The sequence below is a fragment of the Aquincola tertiaricarbonis genome, from assembly GCF_000969605.1.
In the GTDB taxonomy this organism is placed as follows: Bacteria; Pseudomonadota; Gammaproteobacteria; order Burkholderiales; family Burkholderiaceae_C; genus Aquincola; species Aquincola tertiaricarbonis.
Genome location: NZ_JZUE01000048.1, coordinates 1 through 15,292, shown reverse-complemented (window position 1 = coordinate 15,292; position 15,292 = coordinate 1). Strand labels below are relative to the sequence as shown.

The 15,292-nt window shown below is 73.1% G+C and carries 13 protein-coding genes and 1 pseudogene; 6 read left to right on the top strand and 8 right to left on the bottom strand.

From position 1 onward, the window contains the following. From VO99_RS30645 to VO99_RS26980, 8 genes and pseudogenes are all read right to left on the bottom strand, one after another. Positions 1–264: pseudogene (locus VO99_RS30645) on the bottom strand (IS5/IS1182 family transposase); the annotation flags it as partial. Positions 265–311: 47 nt separating this feature from the next. After that, positions 312–2,816, bottom strand: a complete 2,505-nt coding sequence (locus tag VO99_RS27010) for a penicillin acylase family protein (protein WP_046116071.1) — start codon at positions 2,814–2,816, stop codon at positions 312–314. Positions 2,817–2,928: 112 nt separating this feature from the next. Then, complete coding sequence (locus VO99_RS27005) at positions 2,929–3,099, bottom strand: hypothetical protein (RefSeq protein WP_157039830.1); 171 nt, start codon at positions 3,097–3,099, stop codon at positions 2,929–2,931. A 28-nt stretch (positions 3,100–3,127) separates the two neighbouring features. Beyond that, positions 3,128–3,541, bottom strand: a complete 414-nt coding sequence (locus VO99_RS27000) for an ANTAR domain-containing protein (protein ID WP_046116069.1) — start codon at positions 3,539–3,541, stop codon at positions 3,128–3,130. Continuing rightward, positions 3,538–4,032: a GAF domain-containing protein gene (locus VO99_RS26995; protein WP_052736673.1), complete on the bottom strand. Its 495-nt coding sequence runs from the start codon at positions 4,030–4,032 to the stop codon at positions 3,538–3,540. The genes VO99_RS27000 and VO99_RS26995 overlap by 4 nt, the downstream gene beginning before the upstream one ends. A 13-nt stretch (positions 4,033–4,045) precedes the next feature. Next, entirely contained in the window at positions 4,046–5,542 is a 1,497-nt protein-coding gene (locus VO99_RS30640) for a chemotaxis protein CheW (protein WP_198157096.1), read from the bottom strand. Next, entirely contained in the window at positions 5,539–6,918 is a 1,380-nt protein-coding gene (locus tag VO99_RS26985; RefSeq protein ID WP_052736671.1) for a methyl-accepting chemotaxis protein, read from the bottom strand. The genes VO99_RS30640 and VO99_RS26985 overlap by 4 nt, the downstream gene beginning before the upstream one ends. 84 nt (positions 6,919–7,002) lie before the next feature. Continuing rightward, positions 7,003–7,914, bottom strand: coding sequence for a fructosamine kinase family protein (locus VO99_RS26980; RefSeq protein ID WP_046116068.1), 912 nt, complete (start codon positions 7,912–7,914; stop codon positions 7,003–7,005). A gap of 325 nt (positions 7,915–8,239) precedes the next feature. Between VO99_RS26980 and VO99_RS26975 the strand changes: the two genes are divergently transcribed. From VO99_RS26975 to VO99_RS26950, 6 genes are all read left to right on the top strand, one after another. Continuing rightward, positions 8,240–9,562, top strand: coding sequence for an MFS transporter (locus VO99_RS26975; protein ID WP_046116067.1), 1,323 nt, complete (start codon positions 8,240–8,242; stop codon positions 9,560–9,562). A gap of 146 nt (positions 9,563–9,708) precedes the next feature. Further along, complete coding sequence (locus VO99_RS29270) at positions 9,709–12,726, top strand: bifunctional diguanylate cyclase/phosphodiesterase (protein WP_052736670.1); 3,018 nt, start codon at positions 9,709–9,711, stop codon at positions 12,724–12,726. Next, complete coding sequence (locus VO99_RS26965; RefSeq protein ID WP_046116066.1) at positions 12,693–13,736, top strand: GGDEF domain-containing protein; 1,044 nt, start codon at positions 12,693–12,695, stop codon at positions 13,734–13,736. Before VO99_RS29270 ends, VO99_RS26965 begins: the two co-directional genes overlap by 34 nt. A gap of 77 nt (positions 13,737–13,813) precedes the next feature. Beyond that, positions 13,814–14,242 (top strand): YciI family protein, encoded by a 429-nt coding sequence (locus VO99_RS26960; RefSeq protein WP_046116065.1) that lies wholly within the window; start codon positions 13,814–13,816, stop codon positions 14,240–14,242. A gap of 83 nt (positions 14,243–14,325) precedes the next feature. Then, on the top strand, positions 14,326–14,667 hold the full coding sequence (locus tag VO99_RS26955) for a hypothetical protein (RefSeq protein ID WP_046116064.1): 342 nt from the start codon (positions 14,326–14,328) through the stop codon (positions 14,665–14,667). A gap of 15 nt (positions 14,668–14,682) precedes the next feature. After that, complete coding sequence (locus tag VO99_RS26950; protein ID WP_046116063.1) at positions 14,683–15,180, top strand: CBS domain-containing protein; 498 nt, start codon at positions 14,683–14,685, stop codon at positions 15,178–15,180. The last annotated feature ends 112 nt before the right edge of the window (positions 15,181–15,292 follow it).

Below are 15,292 nucleotides of genomic sequence, written 5' to 3'. Positions count from 1 at the left end.
GTAGGCCGTGCGTCCTTCTTCGGTCTGCAGCCTGGCGGCCATCGCCGCAGTGTGCGGGTACCGCTCGGCGTCGACCTGCGCGTGCTCCTTGCCTTAGCGCCCCAGCGCCACGACCACCTTGATCGGCGCGTTCCTCAGGTTGTCTTCGCTGCGGTAGCCCGCATCCGCCAGTCCGAGTTCGGGCAACTCGCCCAGGTTCTCGCCCACCGCCTGGATCATCGGCAGCAGCCAGTTCGCGTCCGGTGCCACGTTGTCCAGTTCGGCATAGCCGGTTCTGTTGCGCAGACTCCTAGCGGCCGGCCTGCCTGGGATCACTCCCTCACGCGGGTCGTCTTCAGGTCGGCATTGGCCGCGATCTCGGCTTCGGTGAACGGCACGCGCAGCCATTGGCCGGCCGCATAGCGCCGGGTGTAGTCGGCATGGTGCGGCGAGGCCGGGTCGTCCGACAGCGAGAAGGTGAGGAAGGTGTGCGCCTGCACGCCCTCGGGCTTGAAGGCCACGATCTGCATGTAGCTGTTGCCGTTCGGGTCCTCGTCCATCGAATAGCCACCCTGCTCGATGCGCTTTTCCGAGCAGGCAATGGTGAAGTAGCCGTTGGCGCCGCAGCCGCCGTACAGGCCGATGCGCTGGCCGTTGCGGGTGGCGTACAGCACCTCGCTGCGGGGCGCGTCCACCGCGAAGCCGCTCTGCTGCACCCGGTACACCGCGGCCGCGAAGGCCTGGCGCAAGGCGGTGGTGTCGGTGGTGTTGAGCCCGCGCGGCGTGTTCAGCGGATCGGCCGGGTTGAACGGCACGGTGTACAGCTGCGCCGCGGGAATGCGCTGGGCGCGCGTCCAGAACTCGTCCCACACATGCGTGCCGCGTGCATCGGCGGTGCCGCGGCCGTTCCAGGCGGCCAGGGTGCTGCAGGCCAGGGCCACGTCCACGTTGACCGCGGGCGTGATGGCGCCGCCCAGCGGATCGGCCGACAGCGGCAGCGGCGCTGCCGGCGTGCCGCTGCACACGGCGGCCAGGGCCGCGTCCTTGAACAGCTCCGCCGTGAGCACGCGGCTGTCCAGCACCATCTGCTGCAGCACCTCCGGCGTGGCCTTGTTGCCGGCATAACCGTCGGTGCCGGCCAGCCGGCGCTGCACCATCAGGTGGCCCAGCCGCGTGCGCAGCGACTGCGCCTGCGTGCCGGCCGGCCCCAGGATGTCGGGGTAGCCGGTGAGCGGCTCGGCCGGGTTGGCCAGCCAGTAGCTGTCGTTCATGTTGGCCACGTAGTCGCGCCGCAGCAGCGAGGGCATGCGCGAGGCACCGATGGCCCCGGGCTGGCGCGAGTCCGCATCGGTCTGCCAGTCGCAGGCCGCGCGGGAGCCGTCGAAGAACGGCACCCGCGGCAGCGCGCCGGCCACCGCCTGGCCGAACGGCGTGGTGCAGGTGGCCACCTGCTGGGCCGACACATTGGGCATGGCGCCGATGTCGGCATACCAGGCGCGTGGATCGCCGCGGCCCACCGCCACGGTGTTGACCCACGGGATGGCGGCTTCCTCGCGCTGGATCTGCGCAAACGCCTCCAGCGAGCCGGCCTGCGCCCAGCGCATCCAGTTGCGGAAGGTGCGGTGGTTGGCCGCATTGATGTCGCGGATGGCGAAGGCGGCGCTGCCCGACCAGGCCAGCGCCGGATTGAGCGGCGCCAGGTTCACCAGCGGGCCATGCTCGGAGGTGTAGAGGGTGCGGGTGACGTCGCTGACCGTGCCGTCGGCCGCCAGGCTCTGCACCGTGATGCTGCGCGCGGTCATCGGCACGCGCACGCCGTCCTTCAGGTAGGCCGTGGGCTCGCCCGGCACCAGGCTGAGCTGGAAGAAGCCGAAGCGCCGCGCGGTGCTCACGGTGTGGCTCCAGGCCACGTTCTCGTTGAAGCCGATCAGCACCAGCGGCACGCCCAGGAAGGAGGCGCCGCTGACGTTGAGCTTGCCCGGGATGGTGAGCTGCGCCTGGTAGAAGCGGTCGGGGCCGCGCCAGTACCAGTGCGGGTTGCCGAACAGCAGCGGCACCTCGCTGGCATCGGCGCCGAAGCCGTACATGTTGCTGCCCACGCCTTCCTCGCCGCCCACCTGCAGGTCGAGCCGGGCGAAGGCCTGCTCAATGGCGCGGCGCTGGCCGCGGCTCAAGGCGGCCTGCCGGCCGGCGGGTGCGGCGCTGGGCGTGGCCGGCGCCGGTGGCAGCGCATTGGCGATCTGGCCGACGAAGTTGCTGTAGCCGCCGGCGAAGTTGGTGGCATACAGCCGGCGGTAGATGTCGTCGGCGGTGGCAGGCTGCAGCCAGCCGGCGGCGGCACAGGCCGCATGACCGGTGGCGCGGCCTGCCTTCAGGTCGGCCAGCAGCCGGTTGTAGCCGGCCACGAAGCCGTCGATCAGCGTCACCACGTCGGCCGGCTGCGCGGCCTTGAAGGCGGCCAGCGCCTCGGCCGACAGCACATGGCGGTGGAAGAAGTCGGCGTCCAGGTTGCGCGGCCGGCCGGCGGTGCCGCTGCTGGACAGCAGCGCATCGGGCCCGAACCAGCGCGCGCGCTCGCCGCGGTAGGTGACGAAGCTCTCGGCGATGGTGCAGAGGTTGTCCTGCGCCTGCGCCACGCCGAAGCCATAGCCCAGGCCGCCCCAGTCGTCGGCCTTGATGTGCGGCACGCCCAGGGTGGTGCGGCGGATCTCGGCGCTGTAGCGCGCCGGCGGGTCGTCGTCATCGCTGCTGCCGCAGGCGGCAAGACCCAGCGCGGCGGCCAGCAGCAGCACGGCCGGCACGGCGGCACGGTTCAGGGGCGCAGACTTCTTTCGCATCTTGGTTCCGATCCTCATGGGTGGGCCCGGGGGCGGCCCATGCTATGCGGAACCCGGCGCAGCCGGCCTCGGGAATGCCCCGGGGCAGCTTGCCTAGACAAGTGGCCGCTGCCTAGTGCGGCGGCACGCAGTCCAGCAGCGCATGCACCAGCCGCGTGAAGGAGCCGGCCACGCGCAGCAGCGCCTCCAGCAGCGTGGGCACGGTGCGCGCCAGCGTGTCCGCCAGCGCCAGCACGGCGGCGCCCAGCTCTTGCAGGGCCGGCAGCAGGGGATCGGTCTTCATGGCGCACATGCTAGCGCGCCCGGAGCGATCAGCGGGCCAGTCCTTCCACCGCATTGAGCAGCGTGCGGGCCTTGAAGGGCCGGGCCAGCAGCAGGCTCACCTGCAGCGCGGCCAGCGGCGCGGCCGCGGGCGGGCCGGCCGGGTCGATCAGGGCCAGCACCGGCAGGCCGGGCGGGCTGGCCTGCGCGCCAGGGCCGCCCGCGCTGCCGGCGCGCAGCTGGGCCAGCAGCCGCAGTGCCCGGCCGTCGGCATCGATGTCCAGCACCAGCGCGTCGAAGCGCAGGTCGGCCAGCAGGCGGGCGGCGGCCTCGTGGCTGGCGGCCTCGTGCACCTGGGCGATGCCCAGTTCCCGCGCCACCGTGGCCACGGTGCGCCGCAGCACGAACTGCGGTTCCACCAGCAGCACCTGCGGCAGGGGCGAGGGGTCGGCAGGCGGCTTCATGCGGCCTCCTGGCCGCACAGCGCTTCCACCACCAGCTGGCGCAGGCCGCCCAGGATGCCCAGGTCCAGCGCGGCCAGGCTGCGCGGCTGGCGGTCCAGCAGGCACAGCGTGCCGATGCGTTCGCCGCCCGGCAGCTGCAGCGGCGCGCCGGCATAGAAGCGGATGTGCGGCGGGCCGGTGACCAGCGGGTTGTCGGCGAAGCGCTCGTCCTGCAGCGCGTCCTCCACCACCAGCACCGCGTCCTGCACGATGGCATGGCCGCAGAAGCTGGCGTCGCGAGAGGTCTGGCAGGCGTCCAGGCCCACCTTGGCCTTGAACCACTGGCGGTCTCGGTCCACCAGGCTCACCAGCGCGATGGGCACGTCGAACTCGTCGGCCGCGAAGCGCACGATGCGGTCGAAGCGTTCCTCGGGCGGCGTGTCCAGCACCAGCAGCGCGCGCAGCGCCTGCAGGCGGGCCTCGTCGTCGGGCGGAATGGGGGCGGCGATCATCGGTGGAAGTCCTTCAGTTCAGCAGGAAGGCGAGCTGGGCCAGGTCCAGCACCATGTAGCTCGCGGCGGCGCCGGGGCGGCCGACGCTGATCATCTGCAGCTCCCCCACCGCGGCCATGCGCATGCCGGCGGTGGTGGCGGTGTTGGCCGGCACCCAGCTCACCAGCCGGCCGATGGCCAGCGCGGTGGGGCGCGCACCGGCCGGGGCCAGCACCACCGCCAGCTCGGGCAGCTGCTGCGGCGCACCGGCACCGCCGTAGCGCGGCAGCAGCTGCAGCGGCAGCAGCTGGTCGCGCCAGGCCAGGGTGCTGCCTTCGCCGGCCAGCAGCCGCCGGGCGCTGTCCGGCGGCAGCGGCACGATCGCGGCGATGCCGTCCACCGGCGAGGCATACACGCCGTCGGCCTCGAACACCAGGTAGGCCGGGCTGCCGCGTGCAGCGGTGGTGGCCGCGCCCGCGGCGGCGGCGCCGGGCTGCACCGCCATTGGCATGCCGTCCAGCAAGGCGGCGACGTCCAGCGGCTGCACCGCGCCCAGGGCGGTCATGCGCGGCGGCAGCAGGCCGGGCGGCAGCCCGGCGTCGTCGGCGGGGGCCGAGGGCGGCAGGGGCAGCAGCTGGCAGGCCTCGTCGATCAGCAGGCCGGCCATGGCCCCGTCCACCGACAGCACCGCCATCCAGCGCGGCAGCGGGCCGGCCGGTGGCGTGGCGCACAGGCGCTGGGCGAGGTCGATCACCGGCAGCTTGCGCTGCGACCACTGGCACAGGCCGCGCACCACGGCGCCGCGGCCGAAGTCGATCTCCAATGCCGGCGCGGGCACCACCTGGCGCAGGTGCTGCACCGGCAGCGCGGCCAGCAGGCCGCCGGCGCTCAGGATGGCATGCGGCACCGGCCGTGCAAGGTCGTCGGGCCCGGCCGCGCCGGCGCCGGCATCGGCGGCCGCCGCGGCGTCGGGTGCATCGCCGTGCAGCCGCGCACGCTCGGCCCACACGCGCGCCAGCCGGGTCAGGCGGCCCACCTCCAGCACGCAGGTGGCCTCGCCGCCCAGCATCACCGCGGACTGGAACAGCTCGTGTTCCTCGTCCTCATGGTGCAGCCGCACCGGGCCGGCGGCAGGGGCCGGGCTCACGCCCAGCACCGCATCGGCGGCCAGGCCGACCAGGGCGCTGCCACAGCGCAGCACCAGCAGCCGGCGGTCGTCGCCGGGCGTGGCCGGTGCGTCGGGCACGTCGGTGGCGATGGGGCACCAGCGCTCCAGCGCCACCACCGGCAGCAGCCCGCCGTCGTGGTGGCACATGCCGGCCAGCGCGCCGCCGCGCCGCGGCACCGGCAGCAGGCCGTCGGCCGGCCACGGCCCGGCCTGCAGCACCTGCTCGGCCGGAATCGCAAGCGCCTGCCGGCCCACCCGCACGCGGGCATAGGCGGCCGGGACCGTCGCCGCAAGCGCCCGCGCAGCGGTATCCCTCCCCACGGGAGGAGCGCCGCCTTCCGGCGGCCTGGCGACGACGTTCACGGCGCCGGCTGCTGAACGGCCGCGCGCACCAGGTCGTTGAGCAGGCGGCTCACGTCCTTGGTGGCGCCGGCCTGCTGCTGGGTGGCGGCATGGATGTCGTGCACCGATTGCGTGGTGGCGTCCACCGCGCCGCGGATGCGCGCGAAGGCCTCGTCCACTTCCTCCGACAGCCGGCCGCCTTCGGCCACGTGGGCCGAGGTCTGGTGGATCAGCTTGGTGATCTCGCGCGCGGCCTGGGCCGACTTCTCGGCCAGCTTGCGCACCTCGTCGGCCACCACCGAGAAGCCGATGCCATGCTCGCCGGCCCGCGCCGCCTCGATGGCGGCGTTGAAAGCCAGCAGGTGGGTCTGGCCGGCGATCTCGCCGATGGTGTCGATGATCTCGTGGATGTTGGTGGCCGACTGCCGGATGTCGGTGATGGCCTCGCGCGAGCGGCCCAGGCGCTGGCTGCCGTCGCCGGCCTCGCGCTGGGTCTGTGCGGCCAGGTCCGCCGCGCGCTGGGCGCCGCGGGCCATGCTGTCGATGGTGGCCGACATGTCGGCCATCACCGCGGTGATGTCGCTGACCTTCTGGCCCACCTCGCGCTCGCGGCGTACCTGGGTGCTGATGTCCATCGCGAACTTCACCACCTTGTACGGCTTGCCGTGCAGGTTGAGGATGGGGTTGTACGTGGCCTGGATCCACACCTCCGCGCCGTGCTTGCCGGTGCGGCGGTAGCGGCCCGACTTGAACTGCCCTTCGCGCAGGTCGGCCCAGAAGTCGCGGTATTCCTGGCTGCGGATGTACTCGCTGTCGCAGAACATGCCGTGGTGGCGGCCGGCCACCTCCTCCAGCGTGTAGCCCATGGTGCGCAGGAAGTTGGCATTTGCCCGCAGCACGTTGCCCTGCAGGTCGAACTCGATGACGGCCTGCGAGCGGTCGATGGCGTCGAGCTTGCCCTGGGTCTCGGCGCTGCGCTCGGCCTCCTCGGTGATGTCAGTGGCGAACTTCATCACCTTCAGCGGCCGGCCGTCGTCGCCGAAGATCGGGTTGTACGAGGCCTGGATCCACACGCTGGCGCCGCTCTTGGTCACGCGGCGATAGCGGCCGGCATCGAACTCGCCGCGGCCCAGCCGCTGCCAGAACTCCACGTAGGCGGGCGAGCGGGCGTAGTCAGGTTCGCAGAACAGCCGGTGGTGCTGGCCCACCACCTCGTCGGCGCGGTAGCCCAGCAGGGCGAGGAAGTTGTCGTTGGCATGCAGCACCCGGCCGTCGAGGCTGAATTCGATGACCGCCTGCACCCGGTCCAGCGCGGCGAGCTTGCCGCGGACGTCGGCGAGTGAGTGGGCGTCGGCGGCCAGGGCGGCGGCCACCGTGGCGGGCAGGGGTGCGGACATGGGTACTTCTCTCGTAATGGACGGCCCCCTGGCTATCGGTGCGCGGCGGCAGGGCTTGAGCCGCCGCGCCGCCGCCGGGCCGGCTCAGCGCGGCCGCAGCAGCTGCCCGGCCATGGCCAGCGCCTGCCGGCCGTAGCCACCGCCGAACACCAGCACATGGTTGAGCAGGTGGTACAGCTGGTAGACCGGCCGCCGCCGCTCGTGCGCCTGCAGGTCGTCCGGCGTCCAGCGCGCGGCTTCCTGGTAGGCGTGCCAGAAGCCGGCCGGCGGCTGGCCGAAGAGCTGCAGCAGCGCCAGCTCCATGCCGGGGTCGGAAACCGACACCGCCGGGTCGTACAGCACCGGTTCGTCGTCGGCCAGCGCGCCGCAGTTGCCCAGCCACAGGTCGCCGTGCAGCAGCGCCGGGCGCGGCAGCGGTCCGTCATCGAAGAGGGGGTCCAGCCGGTCGGCCACCTGCTGCACCGCCAGCACCAGCTCCTCATGGCCACCGGCGGCCTGCAGGCGCGCATTCAGCGCCAGCAGCCGCTGGCCGCGCAGGAAGTCCAGCCAGCCGGCCAGGCCGCCTTCGCGGCTCCAGCCGTTGGGCTGCGGCGTGGGGCCCAGGCGGTTCTCCCGGTGCCAGCCGAAGCGGCCGCCGCCGGGCGCGGGCGCAGCATGCAGCGCCGCCAGCGCCCGGCCCAGGCGCGGCCCGTAGTCGGCCCGCGGCCGCTGCAGTGGCAGCCACTCCATCACCAGCAGCGCCAGGTACTGCGGCGCATCGGTGAAGCTGGCCAGCACCCGCGGCACCCGCACGCAGCCACTGCCGGCCAGCGCCTGCAGGCCGTCGGCCTCGGCCTCCAACGTGGCGGCATGCGGCGGCGGCAGCGTCTTGACGAAGCAGGCACCGGCCGGGCCATCGGCGCGCCAGGTGGAGCAGAAGCCGCTGGCACCCAGTTCCTGGATCCGCCAGGGGCCCGGCCACTGCGCCTGCAGTGCTTGCACCAGGCGTTGGGTCATGGCAGCAGCGCTAGCAAACGGCGGGCCGCCGGGGGTCTGGGGCCATGCGGCTGCCCAGTGCCGCAGCGGGGCGTCCCCGTAGAATCCCTAGGTTCCCGAGCGCGCGGACCACCCTGCGCCACCCCCGCAGGCACCGCCTGATGAAGTACCGCCCAGAAGGCGGCCGGCGCTCGGTCGGCTGGGCTCGCCGCCGCTGCGACCGTGGCGCCGGCGCCTTTCCTCCCTCTGCGCATGCATGTGCCGACCGGCCGTGGCTGCCCCGCAGCCCGCCCGGTGCGGCCGCGCATGGCCGGCCGCGGCTGGCCATGCGCCTTGAAAGGTCCTGATGTCTTCTTCCGCCTCGCGCAATTCGCCGCGCCATGTGGCCGTTGCCTCCCTCGTGGGCACGGCCATCGAGTTCTACGACTACTACATCTATGCCGCCGCCGCGGTGCTGGTGTTCAACACGCAGTTCTTTCCCAAGGGCGATCCGTCGGCCGCCATGCTGCTGTCGCTGTCCACGCTGGCGCTGGCCTTCCTGGCGCGGCCGATCGGCTCGGCGCTGTTCGGCCACTTCGGCGACCGCATCGGCCGCAAGCGCACGCTGGTGGCCTCGCTGCTGACCATGGGCCTGTCCACCGTGGCCATCGGCCTGCTGCCCAGCTACGAGCAGATCGGCCTGGCCGCGCCGTTGCTGCTGTGCCTGTTCCGCATCGGCCAGGGCATCGGCCTGGGCGGCGAATGGGGCGGCGCCGCGCTGGTGGCCACGGAAAACGCACCACCCGGCCAGCGCGGCTGGTTCGGCAGCTTCCCGCAGCTGGGCGCGCCCATCGGCCTGTTCATGGCCAATGGCGTGTTCTTCCTGGTCACCTGGCTGATCGGCGCCGACGCGATGGTGGCCTGGGGCTGGCGCATCCCGTTCGTGCTGTCCATCGTGCTGGTGGGCGTGGGCCTGTACGTGCGGCTGACGCTGCACGAGAGCCAGGTGTTCCAGGACGTGGAGAAGGCCGGCCGCACCGAGCAGGCCCCGGTGAGCGCCGTGTTCCGCCAGCATGGCGGCCGGGTGCTGCAGGGCACGCTGATCATGACGACCACCTACGTGCTGTTCTACCTGATGACGGCCTTCGTGCAGGTGTATTCCAAGAGCCCGGTGGGCACCTCCGCCGCGGGCCATGCCACCGGCCTGGGCATCCCGGCCAACACCTTCACCGGCATCCTGCTGGCCGGGGCGGTGGTGTTCGGCGTGTTCTGCCTGGTGGCCGGCAAGCTGGCCGACCGCTTCGGCCGCCGCCACTGGCTGATGGCGGTCACCGCGGCCATCATGGTGTTCGGGCTGCTGATGCCGCAGTTCCTCTCGCACGGCACGCCGGCCTCGGTGCTGGCGTTCATCCTGGTGGGCATGGCGCTGATGGGCTGCACCTTCGGGCCGATGGCGGCGCTGCTGCCCGAGCTGTTTCCCACCGAGGTGCGCTATTCCGGCGCCTCCATGGCCTACAACCTGGCCTCCATCGTCGGCGCCTCGCTGCCCACGCTGGTGGCCATCGACCTCAACAGGTCGTACGGCCTGTGGGGCGTGGGCCTGTACCTGGCGGGCAACGGCGTGGTGACGATGACCGCGCTGGTCACCAGCCGCGAGACGGCGCGCGTCGACCTGGCAGGCGTGCGCTGAGCGGGGCCCGGCGGCCGATGCGCCGGGCGCTGGTGTTACACCTGCCGTGCGGTATCTGCACGGCGCATGTCGGTGTGGCTTAATCGCTACGGTAGCCCGCCGATATCCGAGCGCGGACCAGGTGTTCGCGGCAGTTCACCGGCCTGATGACGTACCCCACCTACCAACCCGCGCCCGTTCCTCCCGACGAGGCCGCCCGCCTCGCCGCGCTTCATGCCTACCGGGTGCTCGACACCCCGGCGGAAGCCGCCTATGACGATTTCGCGGTGCTGGCGGCGCGCGCGGCGGGCACGCCGGTGGGCCTGGTCTCGCTGGTGGACGGGCAGCGCCAGTGGTTCAAGAGCCGCGTGGGCGTGGACCTGTGTGAAACGCCGCGCAACATCTCCTTCTGCGGCCATGCCATCTGCGCCGAGGGCGTGCTGGTGGTGGAGGACGCCCTGGCCGATCCGCGCTTCGCCGGCAATCCGCTGGTGGTGGGCGGGCCGGGCGTGCGCTTCTATGCCGGCGTGCCGCTGCGCACGCCCGAAGGCCATGCCATCGGCACCCTGTGCGTGATGGACACCCGGCCCGGGCAGCTGCAGCCGGATGCGCTGGACACCCTGGAGCGCCTGGGCCGCCAGCTGATGAACCTGCTGGCCCTGCGCCGCGCGATGGCGCAGCAGCAGCAGGCTGAGTCCGAGCTGCAGCGGCTGGCCCTGGTGACCGAGCACACCCACCACGGCGTGCTGATCACCGGCACCGACAACCGCATCGTCTGGGCCAATGCCGCCTTCGGCCGCCTGACCGGGGTCACGCCCGAGGCCGGCCGCGGCCGCCGGCCCGGCGAGGTGCTGCCCTTCCTGCGCAGCGACCTGCAGGCCCGCGACCACCTGGCCGCCGCCGTGGCCGCGCGCCGGCCGGCGCGGGTGCGCACCAAGAACCAGGCCCTGGGCGCGGCCACCTTGTGGATGGACGTGGACCTGCATCCCTGGCACGACCCGCAGGGCGTGTTCCGCGGCTACCTGGCGGTGGTGTCGGACGTCAGCCACCTGGTGGCCCAGCACGAGCAGGCGCAGGCGCTCTTCGATTCGCTGCCGGTGGGCGTGCTGGTCTACGGGCCGGACCAGCGGGCCACCAGCGGCAACCGCGCGGCCGAGGCCATCCTGCGCGCGCCGCTCACCCGGCTGCTGGGCACCCGCATGCACGAGGCCTTCGGCGACGCGGTGGGCGAGCACGGCCTGCCGCTGCAGCCGCACGAGCGGCCGCTGGCCATGACGCTGGCCGACGGCCGCCCGCGCCACGGCGTGTCCATCGGCCTGCGCCTGGGCGACGGCCAGCGGCGCTGGCTGCGCACCAGCACCGCGCCGCTGCACGATGCCAACGGCAGCGTGTGCGGCGCCATCACCTGCTTCGCCGACGAGACCGGCGAGCGGGCCTCGCGCCAGCTGCTCACGCTGGCCATCGATGCCGCGGCCATCACGCCCTGGACCTGGAACGTGGACACCGACTACGTCGAGCTGGACCGCGGCGCCGCCGTCACCAGCGGACTGCTGCTGGCCGGCCTGGGCAGCGGCCAGCGGGTGCGCACGCCGTTCTGGCCATCGGTGCATCCGCAGGACGAAGCCGGCGTGCGCGCCGCGCTGGCCGCGCACATCGACGACCCGTCGCGGCCCTACCGCTCGGAGTTCCGGCTGCGCGTGGCCAGCGGCGCCGAGCGCTGGTACCTGGCCGCCGGCGCCGCCAGCGACCGCGACGGCCAGGGCCGGGCGTCGCAGCTGTCAGGCGTGATCCTCGACATCACCGAGCGCAAGGCGGCCGAGGCCGCGCTGCACCGCGCCGCCACCACCGACAACCTGACCGGCCTGCCCAACCGCACGGTGCTCAACGACCGGCTGGCGATGGCGCTGCGCAGCGCGCCGCGGCGGGCCGGGCACGGTGCGCTGCTGTTCATCGACCTCGACCATTTCAAGCGCATCAACGACGCCTACGGCCACATGGTGGGCGACCAGGTGCTGCGCGCGGTGGCCCAGCGGCTGGCCGGCCAGCTGCGCGCCGAGGACACGCTGGCCCGCCTGGGCGGCGACGAGCTGGTGGTGCTGCTGCCCTGGCTGGGCGCCGACCTGGCCGCGGCCGCGGCCGGCGCCGAGCGGGTGGGCCGCAAGCTGCTGCAGGTGCTGGCCGAGCCGCTGCAGGTGGAGGGCCTGGCCTTCAGCCTGGCCGCCAGCATCGGCGGCACCTGCTTCCCCAAGGCCGAGGCCGAATCCGCCACCGACCTGGTGCGCGAGGCCGACACCGCCATGTATGCCGCCAAGGCCGCCGGCCGCGGCACCTTGCGGCTGTACGAGGCCCGCATGCGCGACCAGGTGGCCAGCCGCCTGGTGCTGGAGACCGACCTGCGCCAGGCGCTGCAGCACGACGGCTTGAGCCTGGCACTGCAAGGCCAGTGGCGGCCCGACGGCACGCTGGCCGCGTGCGAGGCGCTGCTGCGCTGGACGCATCCGGTCAAGGGACCCATCAGCCCGGCGGAGTTCATCCCGCTGGCGGAGGAGGGCCCGCTCATCATCGACATCGGCCGCTGGGTGCTGCGCCGCGCCTGCGCGGTGCTGGCCGGCTGGCTGGCGCAGGGCATCGAGCTGCCGATGGCGGTCAACGTGAGCCCGCGGCAGTTCTGCGAGCCGGCCTTCGCCAGCTTCGTGCTGGACACGCTGCGCGAGGCCGGCGTGCCGCCGCGGCTGCTCACGCTGGAGATCACCGAGGGCGTGCTGCTGGAAGGCGATGCGCCGGCACGGCTGCGGCTGCTGGCCGAGGCCGGGCTGCGCATCGCCATCGACGACTTCGGCACCGGCTATTCCAGCCTGATGTACCTCAAGCAGCTGCCGGTGCACGAGCTGAAGATCGACCGCGGCTTCGTGCGCGACCTCACCGAGGACGACGACGACGCGGCCATCGTGCTGGCGATGCTGGCCATCGCCCGCAAGTTCGGCCTGGACACCGTGGCCGAAGGCGTGGAGACCCGCGCCCAGGCCGAATTCCTGCGCGCGCAGGGCTGCACGCTGCAGCAGGGATTCCTCCATGACAGGCCGCGTCCCGTGGCGCTCTTCACCGAAGAGCTGCTGGCCCGCAGCCCGCGACCCACCACCGCAGGAAGTGCATGCGAAACGCCATCGACCACCTGGGCCGCCTGACCGAGCTGCGCGACCGCGACCTGCTCGACCTGAGCCTGTTGCAGTCGATCCGCGACCTGGTGCGGCCCGACGCGCTGGCCATCCATCGCGTGGCCGAGGGCCAGCCGGCGCGCTGGAGCAGCCGGCTGCGGCTGCAGTCGGCCGTCACCGACGGCGCGGTGGCCCATGCCGCCGATGCGGTGCCGCTGGTGGAGTTCGACGACCTGCCGGCGCTGGACGAGCATCTGCTGCGCGCACGCTGCCTGCACACCGGCGAGCGCCAGCGCAGCGCGGGCCCGCCGGCCTGGTCGGGCTTTCCGATGCTGGCCGGCGAGCGGGTGGAGGCGGTGCTGGAGCTGCACACCCGCTATCCGCTCACGCGGCAGGAATCGGCGCTGGTCAGCGGCATCCTGCAGGTGTTCGGCAACTTCCGCGCGCTGCTGGACTACAGCGAGCGCGACACGCTCACCGGCCTGCTCAACCGCAAGAGCTTCGACACCGCCTTCTTCAAGCTGCTGGCCGAAGGCACCGGCACCGGCGCCGGCCCGGCCGGCCCGGACCGCCGCCGCGGCGATGCTGGCCCGGTGCACTGGCTGGGCGTGATCGACATCGACCACTTCAAGCGCGTGAACGACCGCTTCGGCCACCTGATCGGCGACGAGGTGCTGCTGCTGGTGGCGCGGCTGATGAACACCAGCTTCCGCGCCAGCGACCGCCTCTACCGCTTCGGCGGCGAGGAATTCGTGGTGCTGCTGCGCGGCGCCACCGAGGCCGAGGCGCTGCAGGCCTTCGACCGCTTCCGCGCGGCGGTGGCCGACTACCCGATGCCGCAGGTGGGCCGCATCACCGTCAGCGCCGGCGTCACCCGGCTGCGCCCCGGCGACACGCCCTCGGCTGCCTTCGAGCGGGCCGACCACGCCACCTACCACGCCAAGAACCACGGCCGCGACCAGGTGTGGTCGCACGAGGCGCTGGTGCGCGACGGCAACCTGCAGGACGACGACAAGTCGGGCGTGGTGGTGCTCTTCTAGCCGCCGGGCTGTCGAAACGGGCCGGCCTGCTTCGTCGTGGTGATGTGAAGTCAACCACTTGGGACAAGGAGCTGGTGATGCGTGTGATCGTGCTGGTGAAGGCCACGGCTGCTTCCGAGGCGGGCGAGATGCCCTCCACCGAGATGCTGGCCGCCATGGGCCGCTTCAACGAGGAGCTGGTGCAGGCCGGCGTGATGGTGTCCGGCGAGGGCCTGCACCCCAGCGCCCGCGGCAAGCGGGTGCGCTTTTCCGGCAGCCAGCGCCAGGTGATCGACGGCCCCTTCGCCGAGACCAAGGAGCTGGTGGCCGGCTTCTGGATCTGGCAGGTGGCCTCGATGGACGAGGCGCTGGAATGGGCCCGCCGCTGCCCCAATCCGATGCCGGTGGATTCGGAACTGGAGATCCGCCCGGTATTCGAGGCCGAGGACTTCGGCGCCGAGCTGACGCCCGAGCTGCGCGCCCAGGAAGACCGCCTGCGCGCCGAACTGGCCGCCCGCCAGGGCTGAAGCCCGCAGGCATGCGGCCTGCCACCAGCAGCCCTGACGGCGGCGCCAATCCGGTGCCGCACCCTGAAGCGGAAGGATGGGCGATGAACCTGATCAAACTCGGCGGCCTGCTGGGCCTGGCCTATTTCGGCAGCAAGGCGATCGTCGCGCGCGGCGGCCCGCGGGCGGTGCTCGAATCCCTGGGGCAGAGTGCCCGCGACGCGGCGCAATCGCGCGGCCTAAGCCTGGGCACGGCCGGTGGCGCCGGCTACGGCAGCAGCACCGGCCCGGCCACCGGCAACGCCGGCGAGCAGCTGAATGCGGCAAGGCTTTCCAGCCTGTCGGCCGCACCGGGCGGCAGCGGTGACGAGCTGTTGCAGTCGTCCTCGCAGAGCGGTCCGGGCCCGCGCTCCACCGGCCTGGGCGACTTCGCCCGCGGCGCCTGAGTCGGAGGCGGCAGCATGACGCAGGTTTCCGAACTGATGACACGCGGCGTCACCATGCTGGGCCCGGGCGACACCCTGGTCAAGGCGGCGCGCACCATGGCCGAGCTGGACGTGGGCGCGGTGCCGATCTGCGATGGCGACACGCTGCTGGGCATCGTCACCGACCGCGACATCGCGGTGCGTGGCGTGGCCGAGGAGCGGCCGCTGCACATCACCCGGCTGGAGGACGTGATGACCGCCGAGCCCGAGGTGTGCCGCGACACCGACGACGTGGACACGGTGGTCGAGCGCATGAAGGAGCAGCAGATCCGCCGCCTGCCGGTGGTGGATGCCGAGGGCCGGCTGGTGGGCATGCTGTCGCTGGGCGACCTCGCGCTGCAGGACCGCGGCGCGGTGACCGGCCAGCTGCTGGCCACCATCTCGGAGCCGGCGGGCACGCCCACCGGCGATCCGATCGCGGCCGAGACCGATCCCGACAGCGGACCGCAGTCCACCGCCAACGCGGTGGGCTGAGCCGCAGGCGCCTCAGGGCGTCTCCATGCCGGCGGCCTGCAGCCGCCACAGCCGCTCGAACAGGCCGCCGCGCTGGCGCAGGCTCTGCGGCGGCCCGTCCTCCACCACGCGG